This window comes from Thermococcus sp. 21S9 (assembly GCF_012027635.1).
GTDB lineage: Archaea > Methanobacteriota_B > Thermococci > Thermococcales > Thermococcaceae > Thermococcus.
On record NZ_SNUS01000001.1, the window covers coordinates 1,522,844 to 1,537,938 of the forward strand.

General features: G+C 53.5%; 18 protein-coding genes. 7 read left to right on the forward strand and 11 right to left on the reverse strand.

Translation table 11 applies throughout. The annotated features are described in order from the left end of the window. Positions 1-154: 154 nt before the first annotated feature. The gene (locus tag E3E28_RS08620) at positions 155-655 is read right to left on the reverse strand and encodes a hypothetical protein (RefSeq protein ID WP_042689379.1); all 501 of its coding nucleotides are present in this window, start codon (positions 653-655) and stop codon (positions 155-157) included. Between the two features lie 157 nt (positions 656-812). On the opposite strand from E3E28_RS08620, the gene E3E28_RS08625 reads away from it, so the two are divergent. From E3E28_RS08625 to E3E28_RS08635, 3 genes are all read left to right on the forward strand, one after another. After that, entirely contained in the window at positions 813-2,072 is a 1,260-nt protein-coding gene (locus E3E28_RS08625; protein WP_167914753.1) for a radical SAM protein, read from the forward strand. Positions 2,073-2,109: 37 nt separating this feature from the next. Then, positions 2,110-2,781 (forward strand): hypothetical protein, encoded by a 672-nt coding sequence (locus E3E28_RS08630; protein WP_167914754.1) that lies wholly within the window; start codon positions 2,110-2,112, stop codon positions 2,779-2,781. An 85-nt stretch (positions 2,782-2,866) separates the two neighbouring features. Next, positions 2,867-3,358: a hypothetical protein gene (locus tag E3E28_RS08635; protein ID WP_167914755.1), complete on the forward strand. Its 492-nt coding sequence runs from the start codon at positions 2,867-2,869 to the stop codon at positions 3,356-3,358. Here the strand turns inward: E3E28_RS08635 and wecB are convergent. Together wecB and E3E28_RS08645 are read right to left on the reverse strand one after the other, a co-directional pair. After that, a complete protein-coding gene (gene wecB, locus E3E28_RS08640) occupies positions 3,355-4,488 on the reverse strand; it encodes a non-hydrolyzing UDP-N-acetylglucosamine 2-epimerase (protein WP_167914756.1) in 1,134 nt (377 codons plus the stop codon). The genes E3E28_RS08635 and wecB overlap by 4 nt on opposite strands. Next, on the reverse strand, positions 4,485-5,756 hold the full coding sequence (locus E3E28_RS08645) for a UDP-N-acetyl-D-mannosamine dehydrogenase (RefSeq protein ID WP_167915366.1): 1,272 nt from the start codon (positions 5,754-5,756) through the stop codon (positions 4,485-4,487). The genes wecB and E3E28_RS08645 overlap by 4 nt, the downstream gene beginning before the upstream one ends. Before the next feature lie 293 nt (positions 5,757-6,049). Here E3E28_RS08645 and E3E28_RS08650 point away from each other — a divergent pair, with 293 nt between their 5' ends. Next, a complete protein-coding gene (locus E3E28_RS08650) occupies positions 6,050-7,150 on the forward strand; it encodes a DUF354 domain-containing protein (RefSeq protein WP_167914757.1) in 1,101 nt (366 codons plus the stop codon). Here E3E28_RS08650 and E3E28_RS08655 read toward each other — a convergent pair. Both E3E28_RS08655 and E3E28_RS08660 read right to left on the reverse strand, forming a co-directional pair. Further along, a complete protein-coding gene (locus tag E3E28_RS08655; RefSeq protein WP_342764487.1) occupies positions 7,097-7,642 on the reverse strand; it encodes a stage II sporulation protein M in 546 nt (181 codons plus the stop codon). The two genes, E3E28_RS08650 and E3E28_RS08655, sit on opposite strands and share 54 nt — an antisense overlap. A 5-nt stretch (positions 7,643-7,647) precedes the next feature. Continuing rightward, complete coding sequence (locus E3E28_RS08660) at positions 7,648-7,926, reverse strand: lipoate protein ligase C-terminal domain-containing protein (RefSeq protein ID WP_167915367.1); 279 nt, start codon at positions 7,924-7,926, stop codon at positions 7,648-7,650. 69 nt (positions 7,927-7,995) lie between these two features. Between E3E28_RS08660 and E3E28_RS08665 the strand changes: the two genes are divergently transcribed. After that, positions 7,996-9,918, forward strand: coding sequence for an arginine--tRNA ligase (locus E3E28_RS08665; protein ID WP_167915368.1), 1,923 nt, complete (start codon positions 7,996-7,998; stop codon positions 9,916-9,918). Between the two features lie 192 nt (positions 9,919-10,110). After that, positions 10,111-10,329: a DUF5646 family protein gene (locus E3E28_RS08670; RefSeq protein ID WP_167914759.1), complete on the forward strand. Its 219-nt coding sequence runs from the start codon at positions 10,111-10,113 to the stop codon at positions 10,327-10,329. 215 nt (positions 10,330-10,544) lie between these two features. On the opposite strand, the gene prf1 is transcribed toward E3E28_RS08670, so the two are convergent. From prf1 to E3E28_RS08695, 5 genes are all read right to left on the reverse strand, one after another. Then, complete coding sequence (gene prf1 / locus E3E28_RS08675) at positions 10,545-11,792, reverse strand: peptide chain release factor aRF-1 (RefSeq protein WP_167915369.1); 1,248 nt, start codon at positions 11,790-11,792, stop codon at positions 10,545-10,547. A 58-nt stretch (positions 11,793-11,850) separates the two neighbouring features. Beyond that, on the reverse strand, positions 11,851-12,096 hold the full coding sequence (locus E3E28_RS08680) for a pro-sigmaK processing inhibitor BofA family protein (protein ID WP_167914760.1): 246 nt from the start codon (positions 12,094-12,096) through the stop codon (positions 11,851-11,853). 9 nt (positions 12,097-12,105) lie between these two features. Beyond that, a complete protein-coding gene (locus E3E28_RS08685) occupies positions 12,106-12,666 on the reverse strand; it encodes a hypothetical protein (protein ID WP_167915370.1) in 561 nt (186 codons plus the stop codon). 20 nt (positions 12,667-12,686) lie between these two features. After that, positions 12,687-12,866, reverse strand: coding sequence for a class III signal peptide-containing protein (locus E3E28_RS08690; RefSeq protein ID WP_167914761.1), 180 nt, complete (start codon positions 12,864-12,866; stop codon positions 12,687-12,689). 80 nt (positions 12,867-12,946) lie between these two features. Continuing rightward, positions 12,947-13,123, reverse strand: coding sequence for a class III signal peptide-containing protein (locus tag E3E28_RS08695; protein ID WP_167914762.1), 177 nt, complete (start codon positions 13,121-13,123; stop codon positions 12,947-12,949). Positions 13,124-13,383: 260 nt separating this feature from the next. Here E3E28_RS08695 and E3E28_RS08700 point away from each other — a divergent pair, with 260 nt between their 5' ends. Then, entirely contained in the window at positions 13,384-13,806 is a 423-nt protein-coding gene (locus tag E3E28_RS08700; protein WP_167914763.1) for a hypothetical protein, read from the forward strand. On the opposite strand, the gene E3E28_RS08705 is transcribed toward E3E28_RS08700, so the two are convergent. Then, on the reverse strand, positions 13,799-15,082 hold the full coding sequence (locus E3E28_RS08705; protein WP_167914764.1) for a site-2 protease family protein: 1,284 nt from the start codon (positions 15,080-15,082) through the stop codon (positions 13,799-13,801). The two genes, E3E28_RS08700 and E3E28_RS08705, sit on opposite strands and share 8 nt — an antisense overlap. Between the last annotated feature and the right edge of the window lie 13 nt (positions 15,083-15,095).

The window sequence follows — 15,095 nt, forward strand, 5'->3', positions numbered from 1 at the left end:
TTACCTGGGAAGAAGAAAGGTTTAGAACTTTTGGTTAAAATAGGGGTCTCTAATTTGTCCCATAGTCCGAAAAAGCGTCTACGGGCGTTCGTTCTTCGAGAAGAGGTAACAAAATCTTTTGGAGAAAGAGTGAATACGGACCAAAAAAATTCGGTCAATAGATGGATATTCTCTTGACGCCTTCGAGCTTCGAGAGCTCGTTGATAAGGTCGCCCGGGATGGGCTTCTCGGTTATGATGGTCAGCGTTGCCTCCGGGTAGAGCTCCGGGTCCTCCGCGACGACCTGGACTATGTTGATGTCGCGCTCCGCTATCTTCTGCGCAATCTTGGCAAGGATTCCTATTGCCCTCGGCTCCGGCTCAATCTCGATGACGCCGTAGCCAACGTGCCTGCCGACGTACTTCATGTGAACCGTCGGCTCAAGGTTGGTGTATATCTCCTTGAGCTCCGGAACCTTGAGTATCATGGCAACGGTTTCCTTGACGACACGTCTGTCAACGTCGAGGGCCTTGGCTATCTTGGTGTAGGGCACCTCGATGTCCCCTGCCTTTATCTTCATGTCCTCTGAAACCTTGAGACCGTACTTGAGAAGCGTCTTGGCGATTTGCTTTCTGACGGGATACTCATCAAAGTAATGTTCAATCTTCCCCCACATGAGCTACCACCCAGTTCAGTTCACCAGTAGACTCTTTAATCCAATAGTATTAAAATGTTTCCATGCCCGCATGTCTTCAAGGGGGGAATTTAAAAGTCTTCCGGACGGATGTTTTGTCCATCAACGGGTTTTTAAACGCACCGTTAAACTCACGACCATGATAGAGCTACGCCTTCCCCACGTGACCTTTGAGGATTTGGGAGACACAATCCGGCTAATCTGGCGTGAGACCCTTTACGCGGACTTTCCAAAGCGAGAGCTTGAGAGGGTCATCCGAAAGAAGTACCGCGTCTCGCCTCAAATCACGGCCCGAAACGGTGCGTTAATCATAGACACGGATTACGAGAAGGTCGAAGGCTTCGTAGCGCTCTACATTCAAAACAACCTCGGAGCACTTCTCAGGAACCGCTACACGAAGAGGAAGGTACTCTACATTCACGAGGCCATGGACGTTCCGCTCCTCGGCTACAACGCCTTCGGACTGATAGATAGGGGGACGAACCTAATCCAGGTAAGGGGTGTGAGCGGGTGCAATCTGAGCTGTATCTTCTGCTCCGTTGACGAGGGACCGTACTCAAGGACGAGAAAGCTCGACTACGTCGTTGATATCGACTATTTGATGAAGTGGTTCGACGATGTCGCGAGGATAAAGGGGAAGGGTCTGGAGGCACACCTCGACGGCCAGGGAGAGCCTCTCATCTATCCCTTCAGAGTGGAACTCGTTCAGGCGTTGAGGGAGCACCCGAACGTCTCGGTAATCTCGATGCAGAGCAACGGGACGCTTCTCAACGATAAGCTCGTCGAGGAGCTGGCCGAGGCAGGTCTCGACAGGGTGAACCTTTCGATTCACTCCCTCGACCCGGACAAGGCGAAGATGCTCATGGGCAGGAAGGACTACGACCTTGAACACGTTCTGGAGATGGCTGAGGCCCTCGTCAATGAGGGGATAGACGTCCTCATTGCCCCGGTCATAATCTTCGGAATCAACGACGACGAGGCGGAGGCGTTCATAGAGTTCGCGAGGAAAATCGGCGCCGGAAAGCGCTGGCCGGCTCTCGGCTTCCAGAACTACATTCCCTACAAGTTCGGCAGGAACCCGGTCATAGCCAAGACGGTCCCCTTCAAGGAGTTCTACGCCTGGCTGAGGGGGCTTGAAGAGAAGACCGGAATGAAACCCCTTGTCCTGAAGCCGAGCCACTTTGGTATGGAGAAGCGCGAGTTTATACCGCTTGCCTTCCGGCCCGGGGAGGTCGTAAAGGCTGAGGTCGTTCTTCCGGGCAGGATTGAAGGAGAGATGCTCGCGAAGGCCAGGAACAGGCTCATCGAGGTCGTTGGGACGAAGGCGGAAGTCGGGGACAGAATCAAGGTGAGAATCGTGAGGACGAGGCACGGTATCTACATTGGAACTGAGATTTAAGAAAACTTTTTAAAGTAATTTTTCAAACTATTTCCCGGTGAGCCCAATGAAACGCATCTTTTTAGTGTTGGGCATCGCGGTGCTGATGGTTCTTTCTATCGTTGGGATTGCCGTTGCCAGCGAGTCCTATGTCATCTCTGACTACAGAGGGGCTTCTATGAGTGGGGGAACTACAATCGTTGACCACAGTTACAACTGGACCTCAGCCCCGAAGGACCCCCACATCGTTTACATATCCGTCTGGGCACCGAATCCCTATAAGACGTACATTGAGAACGCTCTCGTCAGGGTCGTCAGGGAGCACGGGCTCACACCGGTCATAACCGATGACGTTATGGAACACGACATGAAGGGCAGGCTCGTGCTCGTTTACGTTCCAATGACGGGGGAGAGCAACGACGTCCTCTACAAGGAGATATCTCTCTCGGGAATCCTCTACTACTCCCACGCCGGCGATGCCAAGTCTGCCGTCGATACTATCAACCACGGCCTTGAGTTCTCAGAAAGCGCAATCTCGAAATCCGCCGAGAAGTTCTGCCAGGCCAGCATGAACCGGCTCATGGAACTCAGGATAGCGAACCAGACCTGTGGCGTGGCCTACTGGTGGAACCTGAGGGCAAAGGTCGGAAAGCTCAGCAAGGGCAATCCCTACGAGATGATTGCTAACGAGATGGCTTCGGAGTTGGATAATTTCCTCAAGAGTGATTGACCCTTTTGCGTCTTTTCTCACATTTTCCTGGAAGTCCTGGATAATCTTTATTTAGGTCGCGGTTCAACTATTGTTGGGGACGACCATGAAGAAAATTTTGGGTCTGGCCGTGACGATAGTCTTTTTGGGGATATTCCTCGCGGGGGTTGTGCCGTCTCTGGAACAGCTCACCCAGCAGGCACAGCAGACGGCACAGCTTCCAGGGCAGATTGAATACTCTGCGAACGGTACCCTTCCCCCGGGGAACATCTCGAATGAATCAAACCCCCTTAACCTCACTGGAGGGGTATACAACGTTAGTGACCTAAACGTTAGCGGGCTTTTGGACCCAACCCAATGGTACGTGGGGAACAATGCACTCAGCATGAACTATGCCCGGAAGGTATACAATGATACCCTAAACATCGTTGAAAATTCAACTCAGAAATCTGAAACAATACTGGGCAGGTTCCTTGGAGTGTTCCGCAACCTGTTTGGGGACAACAGCAGTTTATCTCACCTCCTCAATTCCACAGTGTCTGAGTTTGAAAAAATTGGGGATTCCCTAAAACATGCCCTTGGCAACAGGGGTTACTAAATAAACCGTGAGCTTCTCACCCTCAGCTCTCCCCTTTCGTGGAGGTTCAGAAGGATTTCCGCTATCCTCTCTCCAGCTTTTCCGTCGCCGAAGGGGTTCGGAGCGTTCGCCATCTTCTCGTAGAACTCTTTGTCTTTCATCAGCTGTCTAAGGTAACTGAGGGCGCGGTCCTTTTCGAGGCCGACGAGCATGTTTCCACCGGCCTCGACGGTCTCAGGCCTCTCGGTGTTGTAGCGGAGGGTTAGGCAGGGTACGCCGAGGATTATGGTCTCCTCCTGTATTCCCCCCGAATCGGTCATTATCGCGAAGGCGTTCTTCTCAAGCCTGAGGAAGTCAAGGTAGCCGAGGGGTTTCGTGACGGTCAGGTTCTCAATGGCCTCAACCCGTTCCAAGAGCCCGAATTCCTCGAGCCTCTTCCTCGTGCGTGGGTGCATTGGGTATACCGCCCTCATCGGCAGGCTTTCGAGGATTTGGACGAGCTTCTCAAGGTTCTTCCGGCTGTCGGTGTTCTCCGCACGGTGGGCCGTAATGAGGATGTACTCCTTGGGTCTGAGGCCAAGCCTCTCTAGCACGTCGCTCTTCTTCTCAGCCACCTCAGAATTCTGAAGGACCGCATCGACGACAGTGTTACCGACGACGTAGACGTTCTCGGTTATCCCCTCGCGCTCGAGGTTTTTCCTCGCTTCCTCCGTCGGGGGGAAGAGGACCTCGCTCGCGTGGTCTGCAAGAATCCTGTTTATCTCCTCCGGCATCGTCCTGTCGAAGCTCCTAAGGCCGGCTTCGACGTGGGCCACAGGAATCTTCAGCTTGACGCTCGCCAGAGCTCCAGCCAGAACAGTGTTGGTGTCGCCCTGAACGAGCGTTACGTCCGGCTTCTCTTCCATCAGAACCCGCTCAATTTTTATCATCGCCTTCCCTGTCTGCTCCGCCTGAGTCCCGGAGCCGACTTCAAGGTGGTAATCTATCTCCGGGAGCTCCAGCTCCTCGAGGAAGACACTGCTCATCTCGTAGTCGTAGTGCTGGCCCGTATGGATTAGAATGGGCTCTACGCCCCTCTCAAGGAACGCCCTTATAACAGGAGAGAGCTTTATTATCTCCGGTCTCGTTCCGAACACGAAGGCTGGCTTCAAAACTCTCCCCTCCCGATGCCCTTAAAAAGGAAGCCCCTCGGCGGGTTCTCCACCACGTGCCGGCCGTCTATGAGAATCCTTGTTCTCATGAGCTTCCCGAGACTCTCCCAGTTGAGGGACTTGAAGGCCGTGTGGTCGGTCGCTATAACGACCGCATCCGCGTTTTCAACCGCTTCCTCGACGCTCCCGCTCGTGCCCGGGATGAAGGGGTCGTAGGTTTTAACGGCCTTCACGTCGTCTTTTATCGCTTCAACGAACGCCAGAGCCGGCGAGTTCCTCGTGTCGTCGCTGTCGCCCTTGTATGCCAGTCCGAGAACCGCTATGGTGGCGTCTTCCGGCGGGATGTTCAGCTCCTTTAAAGCGGAGAAGAGCAAATCCTTCGTGAAGAGGGGCATTGAATCGTTTATCTCCCTCGCAAGCTTTATGAGTCCGAAATCCTCCTTAGCTGGCCAGAGGAGGAGGTGCGGGTCCTTTGGGAGGCAGTGGCCTCCAACTCCAATGCTCGGAATGTGAATTCTCACACGGGGATGGGTGTTGGCCAGCTCAATAGCCTCGAAGACGTTTATCCCGTACTGGTGGGCCAGAAATGCGAACTCGTTGGCGAGAGCTATGTTGACATCCCGGAAGGTGTTCTCCATCAGCTTGACGACTTCACTGACGGTTGAGCTGGTTTTAAAGGTCTGTCCTCTGACGAAGGAGCGGTAGAGTTTCTCCGCTATCTCGGCGCTCTCGGGAGTTATCCCGCCGAAAATTCTCGAATTGTAAACGAGCTCCTTGAAAATCCTGCCCGGCATTACCCTCTCCGGGGCGTGGACCATGTAGAAGTCCTTCCCAGCCTTGAATCCCGTCAGTTCCTCGATGAGCTTCGCCATCTTGACGGTCGTTAACGGTGGCACCGTGCTCTCGATTACGATCAGGGAACCCTTTTTCATGGCCTTTGCAACCGTTCTGACGGCGCTCTCGAGGTAGCTCAGGTTTGGTGTCTTGTCGTCGTTGAGCGGTGTCTGGACGCAGATTATGTAGGCGTCCTTCCCGGCTATGTCGTCCGGGTTTGACGTCGCCCGCAGGTTTCCGCTCTCGACTGCTTTCCTGAGTAGCTCGTCTATCTTGGGCTCAACGATGTGTGCCTTTCCCAAGTTTATTTTCTCGACAACTTCTTCCCTTATTTCATAACCTATGACTTTGAAACCGGCGTTTGCGAACATTATCGCCGTTGGAAGACCAATGTAACCGAGGCCGATGACGGCTATCTCCTTAATCCCTTTCATCAGTCCCACCGGAGTGGCTTGGAACGGCCGGATAAAAGCCTTTTTCACGTAACGATTTTGAAAACGTTGGAACCGTTGTCAGGGGGTCTCCCCCTTTCCGGAGTATGTGGACACTGTTGTTCACTTTAACTGGTGGCGGTGCCCCATTGAAAACCCACATCATGGAAGGAAAGCGTTAGAAAGCGTTTTTCATTAAACGGGGCCCGATGAAACGTGTGAAAAGAAGCTTCCGCAACCGTTTTTCGGAAAGCCTTATATTGGACAGAGTCGTTCACTCAACGGCGGGTGGTAGAATGAAGGTATGGATTGACATCACGAACGCACCTCACGTTCACTTCTTCAAGGGCCTGATTAAGGAACTCGAGAAGACGGGCCACGAAGTTTTAATCACGACGAGAGAGTTCGACGGTCTCACCGGAATCCTCGACATGTTCGGCTTCGACTACTACGTGGTCGGAAAGCACGGGGGTTCCACCCTCGAGGGCAAGCTCATGGCGAGTGCCGAGAGGGTTTACAAGCTGAGCAAGCTAATAATCGAGGAGAAACCCGACCTCGCGGTTTACAAGCACTCGGTCGAGGCACCGAGGGTTGCCTTTGGCCTTGGGATTCCGAGCATAGGCTTCGTCGACAATGAGACCGCTGTGGCTCAAAACAAGCTCATACTACCCTTCACGAAGCTCCTCCTCTTCCCGAAGGCGATAGACGCCTACGAGCTCCTCAAGTGTGGTGCCGACCCCAATGGCATGAAACCCGTGAACGGCTTCTCTGAATTGGCGCACCTCTACGGGTTCAGGCCCGATAGAAGGGTCCTCAGGGAGCTCGGGCTGAAGAGGAACGACTATATCGTCATGCGCACCGAGCCCGTCAAGGCCAACTACTTCAACGGGCCGGAGAAGAGCGTCCTTGAGGACGTTATTCCCCTCCTGCCCGAGATGCCCATCGTTCTCTTCCCGAGGACGAAGGAGCAGAGGAAAAGGTTTGAGCGCTTTGACAATGTGATAATGCCCGAAAAGCCTGTCGACAGCCTCAGCCTGCTCTACTACGCGAGGCTCATGATTGGGGCTGGGGGGACGATGAACAGGGAAGCGATAGCCCTCGGAACACCGACGATATCAACATACCCCGGAAAACTCCTTGCGGTGACGAGGTGGCTCGTCGAGCTCGGCGTCAAGTTCCACTCAACGGACCCAGTAGAGGTTGCAGAGGTCGCGGAAAGGATGATAGAGACCAACGGAAGTTACAGGAACTACATAAGGAGCGTTGTCGCCGGTCTGGAAAACCCAATGGACGCGATACTGAGGGAAATAGAAACCTACGAGGAGAGCGGGACCTTTGAGGTCTCAGAGACCGGCAACCTTCGGAGTTATGTACGCCTCGATGAAGGCCGCAATTAGGAGCATTCCAACCGTCACCGCGTAGAGCTTTAGGGCTCTTTTCATTCCATCTTTAAAGCCCCTCGCAGGTTCTTCAGCCTCACGAATGCTCCTGTACCAGACTATTCCCGCGGTTCCTGCTAAGACGAAGGCCGGAATCTCTACGACGCCGTGGGGGACGAGTCCCAGTATAACCTTGGTTGCCGGCGTGCCCACCTCTACAAGGAAACCTGCCACGATTCCAACAACCAGGCCGTTGAAGAGTATCATCACCCAGGGTCCGAGTCCGAAGAAGAGACCCGAGACGAGAACGAGGAGCGAAACTCCCGCGTTGTGTGTGAAAATCATCAGAAAGTTATCAAAGGGGTTATCCGATAGCCCCCCTATCTCCTTGGCGAGTTTCACCACGTACTCCCCAGCACGCTCGGGCTGAAGGTACGCGTAAGCCACGCCGAGAAATGTCCCCACGAAGAACGTTGCAAGGAGAAGTAAAAAGGTTCGTTTGACCCTCACTACCGTCACCCTTCGAGGGCTTTCTTGAGGGCAATCTTGAAGTCCTCGACGTTCACGTAGGGCATCTCGACATCGAGGCGCATCGCGAAGAACTCGTCAATCAGGTGCTCGAGCTCGTCAAGGCGGTGTCCTTCAAGCTTCTTCTCGAGCTCGTGGACGGTTTCCTCCGGGTGAACGAAGAAGTCTCCCGTAATCCTGACGTGCTCAGCAATCCCGTTCTCCTCGTCGAACTCAATCCTTATGAGGCCCTTCTTGGCCTTGTGCTCACCGACGTGGTGCTTCATACCCATCCCCGTTGTAAACTCGCGGGAGAACTTTTTAAAGGTTAGGTAGTAGTGCCGGCGGTGGTGAAGATGGTCTATACGGAGATACAGGAGAGGGCGAGACTTTCTCTAAAGAAGGCACTCGACGAGATGCTCACCGAGGCCGGAAAGGAGTGGGACGGCGAGATAGCCTTCGACGACACGCCAAGCCTCGAGCTCGGCGACTTCGGAACGGCCATAGCGTTTCAGCTCGCCAGGGTTTTCAGGAAGGCCCCTAAGCTCATAGCGGAGGAGCTCGTCAAGAGAATCGAGAAGCCCGAGGGCATAGTCGATGTTAAGGCGGTTAACGGCTACATCAACTTCTACGTTGACTACTCCTACTTCGGGCGCGAGCTGGTTAGGGAAATCCTTGAGAAGGGAAGCACCTACGGCGAGAGCGAAGTTGGAAAGGGCCGGAAGGTCATCGTCGAGCACACTTCGGTTAATCCGACCAAACCGCTCCACATGGGGCACGCGAGGAACGCGGTTCTAGGCGACACGATGGCGAGGATTATGCGCAGGCTCGGCTACAAGGTTGAAGTTCAGAACTACATCGACGACCTCGGAGTGCAGTTCGCGCAGGTTCTCTGGGGCTACCTCAATATGAAAGAGGAGTTCGAGCGGATTGAGGCCGAGTTAAAGGTGAAAGGCCTGAAGGAGGACTTCATAGACCACGTCATGGGCCTGCTCTACGTGGAGGTCAACAAGCGCATCGAGGAGAACCCAGAGGTGGATAAAGAGGTTCGCGAGCTCATGAAGAAACTCGAGGAAGGAAACAACGAGATAGCCGAAATCGGTAGGAAATTAGCGGAGCGCGTCGTTAAGGCGCAAATGCTCACCACTTACCGCATGGGCATCGCCTACGATTTGCTCAGCTGGGAGAGCGACATAATGCGGAGCGGAATCTTTGAGGAGGCCTACAGGCTTATCGAATCCAACGAGAACTTCTTCTGGGGGAAGGAGGGCAAGTACAAGGGAGCGTTCGTCATGGATTTGAGGAAGCTCTTCCCGGACATGAAGAACCCCTTCCTCGTCCTCAAGAGGAGCGATGGAACCGCAACCTACACCGGCAAGGACATAGCCTATCACCTCTGGAAGTTCGGCAAGGTGAAGGCCGACATGCTCTACAAGCTCTGGGACAAGAGGGAGAACCACGAGACCTGGACGACGGCTCCAGATGGAGAGGAGATGCCCGGCAGGTTCGGCAGGGGGGATATAGTCATAAACGTCATCGGAGCGGAGCAGAGGCACCCCCAGATGGCGATTAAGTACGCCCTCCAGCTCCTTGGTTTCGAAGAAAGCGCGGAGAACTTCCACCACCTGGCTTACGAGCACGTTGTCAGACCGGAAGGTAAGTTCTCGGGCAGGAAGGGAACCTGGGTCGGCTTCACCGTTGACGAGGTCCTCAACGAGGCCGTCCAGAGGGCGAGGGAACTGGTTGAGCAGAAGAATCCGAACCTGAGCGATGGGGAGAAGGAGGAAATAGCCGAAGCGGTTGGAGTCGGCGCGGTTCGCTTCAACCTCGTCAAGTACAGCCCGGACAAGGTCATAACCTTCCGCTGGGACGATGTCCTCAACTTCGAGGGGGAGAGCGCGCCGTACATACAGTATGCCCACGCGCGCTGTGCCTCAATCCTGAGGAAAGCCAGGGAAAGCGGAGTCGAGACCGACTGGAAAGCTCTGCTTGAAAAGGCCGACTTCTCGAAGCTCACCCTCCGCGAAAAGGAACTCATAAAGCTCCTCGCCAAGTTCCCGGAGGTAATAGAGAGCGCGGGCAGGGACATCAAGCCTCACTTGATTCCTGCCTACCTCAACGAACTGGCCTCGCTCTTCAACAAGTTCTACATGGACCACCCGGTGCTCAAAGCTGAAGAGGGAATCAGAGAAGAGCGCCTGCTCCTCGTTCTGGCTGTCAAGCAGGTGTTAAGGAACGGGCTGGAGTTGCTCGGCATAGAGGCGCCGGAGAAGATGTGAATAATGCACTCATCTTTTCTCTTTTCTCCGGACCAGGCCAGGTATCGCCCCCGATACTAAGTATCGGTACCGATACTTAAAGGTTCCCAAAACGATGTATGCAGATTATAATAATTTTGTTGCATCATTTGGTTGAGCGAATCGAGGGGAAAATTAAAATATCATGCCGAAAGAATTTGAAGCGGTGGGAACATGGAGCGGGTAAGCGATGCTAACGTGCGTTACGTTATAGAGGAGCTTGAGCGTCTGAAGGTGGAAATCCAGCGTCTTGAGGCTATGCTGGTTCCCATTGTGAGGGGCGAACTCTCCAAGGAAGAACTTGAGGAGATAGAGAGGGAGGCAAGAGATTTTAAGGAAGAAGACTGGATTGACGCGGACGAGCTTGAGCGGATTCTGGAGGAGGACTCATGACTTTCGAAGTCAAAATAAAGAAGGAGGCAGTTAAGGCTCTAAAGTTCTTACCAAAGGCCAACCTCAGAAAATTTCTGGAGTTAAAAAGGCTCCGGAGACCTCGATATTTACCGTGTTAGAATCGGCGAATACCGCGTTATCTATTCTGTGAACTGGAAGGCCCGTAGGATTTTAATCCACAGGCTTAAGAAAAAGAGAAGACGCATACAAATAGCTCAATGAATCTTGTACCTCAGGAACGCTCCAAGCCCGCCGAAAGCCTTGTAGAACTGCTGGCCCTCCTCGGTGTCGAGGGAGATGATTTCCACATTCGAGCCGGCTTCCTCGGCCATCTTTATGAGCTCCTCCGCGACGTCCCACTTCTCGAAGGTTATGTTCTGACTGCCACACTTTGGACAGTGGGTCAGCTTCTTCTTGTAGACGTGGAACTCCTGCTCGCTCATCGTCTTCTCTTCGCTCCAGCCACAGTTGTTGCACTTGGCCTTGACGCGGACCTTGTCGTAGCCCTCACTGATGAGGAGCGTATCAACGGCGCCGAGCTCGAGGGCCTGGCGAACCTCCTTCTCACCGTAGGTTATCATTCCGGTGTCCTTGACGAGGTGCTTGAAGAAGTCCTGAATAAGCTTCCTCTCCTTCACTGCCTCGTGGTCTCTGAGTATATCGCTGGCCTTCTCCACGAGCTCCCTTAGGCCGTACTCGCCGTGGTAGCTTATGTCAACGACGCCGATGACCTTCTTCCTCAGCTCGTGGTGGAGGTAGTCGCCTTCAACGAACTCCTCCTTGGTCGGCCCGGGACCGCCGATGATGATTCCCCTCAGCTCACCTTTCTCGAGGAGTGGAAGGAACGCCTGATTGGCGTGCTCGCCGATGCGCTTCATGAACTCGTGCGTCTCCTGCTCGCGAATCCTCTCGTAACGTCTCGCCGACTGACCACCTGCCCTCGTCTTTCCTGGGACGTTCGAGGTGAGCTCGTCTATAACCTCAATCCTCTTGCCCCTGAGGAGGCCTATCGTCGCCTCGTTCTTCTCGACGGTTATGAGGCCGTACGCGTCCTTAACGCGGAGCATCTCCTCAAGCGGTTCGGTGACGAAGGTCTGGTCACAGCGGTAGAGGCGAACCTTGAGAGGCTCGGGCGGAACAATGGCCCAGAGTCTTATGTCGCTGACTCCCTCCTGCTCGCTGACGTTGCCGACGAAGAGAGCGAGACCGTTCTCCGGAGTCTTGCGGTAGAGCTTGAGGTGTTGCATCGCCCTTTCAAGTGCTCCCAAAACGTTCTTTCGAGTTGACTTGCTCTTGATGTTTTGGGCAGTTCCGTACTCCTCGCGGAGCTGTTGCATGACCTTGTTGATGTCGTAGCCAGCCGGGATGTAGAGGCTGACGAGTTCGGTCGCTCGACCTCGATAGTTCTTCAGCTCCTCAACCTTCTTCTTGAGCTCGTACATTTCCGCTGACTTGTGAGACATGAGCATCACCCCTTCTCTTCCCGTTTCCGGTTAAAAGGGGCCACTTATAAAAGTTGGCCTAGAAGAGGGATAGGATTATGAGTATAAACGCGCCAATGACTCCACCCACGGCCAGGATTAGCAGTGTCAGCCAGTTTATTGGGACATGCGTGACCCCAAGGAAATTCAGGATGCCGATTATGATGAGGCCTGTAATCGCGTTCACCGCGAGCCACTTGAGAATAGCTATGGTGAGGGCTAAGATTGCCCACCCAACGAGCGCGAGAAGGAAAAGGAGAACCAGAAGGAGGATAAAATCGGGCATGGTAACACCTCAGAGTTTTTCTAAGGTCTCCCTTGCTATCTGTCCAAGGGGAACCCACTTTTTGCCCTCGAAGGGAAGAACTACCTTATCTTCCACCCCGGTGAGTTCCTCTACGAGGGGTTTGAGCTCGCTGAGCCCGAGTTCCCCTATGACGACCAGCAGAAAGCCCTTCTCGTCCCTTTTGCCCTCGCGAAGGCCCCGCTTTATCTCCTCAACTATCCAGGAGCGGTACTTTCGGGCCAGTTCAGGATAGGTTTTGATGATGTCGTAGGCGAGCACCATGGCGTTTTCCCTGATGTAGGGATTCCTGTGGTGGATTAAGTTCATAAGTTTCTTGAAGTTGTTCTCGTCAAGGTACTTGGAAACGCTGTCCTTGTTGGTTTCGAGAATCTGGGTCAACGCGAGGAGAGCATCCCCGACGATTCCGGGGTTGTCGTCGTCGAGAAGCTCAACTATCGCACCCATAACCTTCTTGTCTTTTATGGCATCCTGAACGAGGAGCTCAAACTGTCCCGATTCGAGCATTGTTCTAACTTTCTTCTTTTTGGAGCCGAAGGATAGGAATCCCATATGAATCACCGACGTTGTTTTTAATCGCTCAAGTTATTAATAGTTTTGTTAATATCGGACTCAACTACACTTTGCTGGGTGCCGACTTTTTTCAGGGTTCCAGTTCTCGGGTCAAAAAAGGTCCGGAACAAAACCAGTATCAGAACCAGGACAATTGCGATAACAAAGATGTACTCAAGTGATGCTTGCCCTCGTCTCATTTTTCAACCTCCAAAATCCGAAAAGAAAAATGTTAAGGATACATGGCTATAATACCTCGAGTTTCGTACTACGCTCCACTTCAGCTGCTGTTGGTCATGTTCTGAAGGGTGCTGTTGATAGCCTGCTCGGCAGTGTTGGCGGTCGTGCTGGCAGTCTTGCCCCTGTTCTGGAGCTGCCTGACGACTATCAGGATTATAACCAGCGCGGCAGCAATCATGAAGAGGTACTCAATTGCACCCTGGGCCTTCCTCATCATGGCAAATCACCTCCAGAGGTTTACTTCAACCTAAACTCGACTAAAAAGGCTTATATATATTTCTGCCCAATACTGAGGAGAATCATACCCAATATTGCAAGGACTCCAAGAGGTGTCCATTCATGTTGGTAAGCTTTCATTGCGAATCATCAAGCATTGAAGATTGCGTTGAAGAAATCAACAAAAAGTCAGAGAATATACTACGCGACCTTCCGGGTTTTGTAAATTCTGCAAAGATACTGCTGAGCTTTGGAGCCTTCATGAACCTGGGTGTAGTGCTTGCCGTGGACAAGTCACTTCCGGCATACAAGGTTGTCAGGGCGGATTTTTCCTCGGGGAGGAACAAGGATGACGCCATTAACAAGACCCTCGAGAAGCTTAACGCCATAATCCCCGACAGGGCTAAAATCGTCGATTTTGAGGTTAAAACCTACACCACGCCCGTGACGAGGAGGACGTATGCGGTGGGGGTTGTGGTTTACAACGTCTTCGAGCGCAAGAAGCCCATCGGGGAGTACACACTAAAGGAAAGAAGGAAACTAATAGCGATGGTCCTTGAGGCCTTCAACTACAACCCCAAGGTTCTCAACATCTCCGAACTCGCAAGGGTCTTTGGAGTCTCCAGGGACAGCATATACTACGATATCGAGCAGATACTCAAAGAGGCGGGCAAATCTAAGTAGTCCAAATCGGCCTCGGTGTTGCGGTGAGCACGAATATTATCGCCACGAGCACTGACAGTGCTATCCTTTTCTTGGATATTGGAGATACCTCGTCGAGTGCTCCGGGATTTCCAGCGGAGCCAATGAGTAGGACGAGTAGCCCCCAGATGAACCAGCCACTCCAGAGGTAGCTCATCCCGATGAGAACGAAGGCCGTGACGTAAGTCACTATTCTGTGCGCCCTCTCGCTGATGAACGCCCTCAGGACGTGCCCCCCGTCAAGCTGGGCAACCGGAATCAGGTTGAGGAACGTGACGAGCAGTCCGACCCAGCCGGCCATCGCAATGGGATGAAGGAATATCACGTAGTTGTCCGGTATGTGAAGCACCGCTTTTGTCAGGGCCTCGAAGATGAGATTTGTTCCAAAGTAGACCCCTCCCTCCGTCTGGGGCACCATACTCTGGGGAACCACAATCGAGAGCTTCAGACCTATGGCCGTAACTGGAATCGAAACGAGGAAACCCGCTATCGGCCCGCTAACGCCAAGGTCTATCGCCGCGTCCCTCGTCGGCAGGGGAGACTTAACCCTTATCACAGCGCCGAGGGTTCCTATCAAACTAAACGGAAACGGTATGAAGTAGGGCATCGTTGCACGGACGCCATGGTAAGCGGCGGCTATCTTGTGGCCAAGTTCGTGGGTACCGAGTATTGCCATGACGCTGACAGAGAACGAGAGTGCAATGAGGTAGGGGTCCCTCATCCCGGGAAGTCCGTAATAATCGAGGGCGGAGATGTAGTTGAGGGCCAGCATGTAGCCGGCGAATAGGGTCGTTGCTATTGTTGCGAGCAGGAAGACCCAGGGTAGCCACTTGTTGTCTGGCTTGACCTCTCCCGCGGGAAACACGAACAGGAGGACTTTGCCATCACGCTTTTTCAGCGCAACCCAGTAGCCGAGCTTCTCCATCTCGCTCAGAACTCTCTCAAAGTTCGGCTCAAGGATATCCTCAACCTCGAAAACGAAGACCCTCCCGTCGAAGCCCGCAAACCGGAGGTTGTAAAACGTCCTGAGTTTGGCCTCAACCTCCGGCGGAAGGCCCGGCGTCTCGGCAACGTGAATCTCAGGTGTGGGTGTGGATTCAAGCGGTGGATGCGACGGTTTTTTGATGCCTTCTCCCGCGTAGCCCACGAGAATCATGTCCCCTCCGCAACGGGGGCATGAGCGCTCAAGAAGAGGCTCGGTGGAATCCCTCTCCTCGCGGTAGCCACAGTTAAGGCACTCGTAGATTCCCCTCGGCATCTTTTACCTCCTA

Excerpts from the sequence above, each read along its gene's own strand:
- E3E28_RS08645 (WP_167915366.1), bottom strand. The coding sequence starts at position 5,756 with ATGAAAGGGATTAAGGAGATAGCCGTCATCGGCCTCGGTTACATTGGT.
- E3E28_RS08680 (WP_167914760.1), bottom strand. The coding sequence starts at position 12,096 with ATGCCCGATTTTATCCTCCTTCTGGTTCTCCTTTTCCTTCTCGCGCTC.
- prf1 (WP_167915369.1), bottom strand. The coding sequence starts at position 11,792 with ATGTCTCACAAGTCAGCGGAAATGTACGAGCTCAAGAAGAAGGTTGAG.
- E3E28_RS08625 (WP_167914753.1), top strand. The coding sequence starts at position 813 with ATGATAGAGCTACGCCTTCCCCACGTGACCTTTGAGGATTTGGGAGAC.
- E3E28_RS08660 (WP_167915367.1), bottom strand. The coding sequence starts at position 7,926 with ATGAAGCACCACGTCGGTGAGCACAAGGCCAAGAAGGGCCTCATAAGG.
- E3E28_RS08635 (WP_167914755.1), top strand. The coding sequence starts at position 2,867 with ATGAAGAAAATTTTGGGTCTGGCCGTGACGATAGTCTTTTTGGGGATA.
- E3E28_RS08685 (WP_167915370.1), bottom strand. The coding sequence starts at position 12,666 with ATGGGATTCCTATCCTTCGGCTCCAAAAAGAAGAAAGTTAGAACAATG.
- E3E28_RS08650 (WP_167914757.1), top strand. The coding sequence starts at position 6,050 with ATGAAGGTATGGATTGACATCACGAACGCACCTCACGTTCACTTCTTC.
- E3E28_RS08670 (WP_167914759.1), top strand. The coding sequence starts at position 10,111 with ATGGAGCGGGTAAGCGATGCTAACGTGCGTTACGTTATAGAGGAGCTT.
- E3E28_RS08695 (WP_167914762.1), bottom strand. The coding sequence starts at position 13,123 with ATGATGAGGAAGGCCCAGGGTGCAATTGAGTACCTCTTCATGATTGCT.
- E3E28_RS08665 (WP_167915368.1), top strand. The coding sequence starts at position 7,996 with ATGGTCTATACGGAGATACAGGAGAGGGCGAGACTTTCTCTAAAGAAG.
- E3E28_RS08620 (WP_042689379.1), bottom strand. The coding sequence starts at position 655 with ATGTGGGGGAAGATTGAACATTACTTTGATGAGTATCCCGTCAGAAAG.
- E3E28_RS08705 (WP_167914764.1), bottom strand. The coding sequence starts at position 15,082 with ATGCCGAGGGGAATCTACGAGTGCCTTAACTGTGGCTACCGCGAGGAG.
- E3E28_RS08700 (WP_167914763.1), top strand. The coding sequence starts at position 13,384 with ATGAACCTGGGTGTAGTGCTTGCCGTGGACAAGTCACTTCCGGCATAC.
- E3E28_RS08690 (WP_167914761.1), bottom strand. The coding sequence starts at position 12,866 with ATGAGACGAGGGCAAGCATCACTTGAGTACATCTTTGTTATCGCAATT.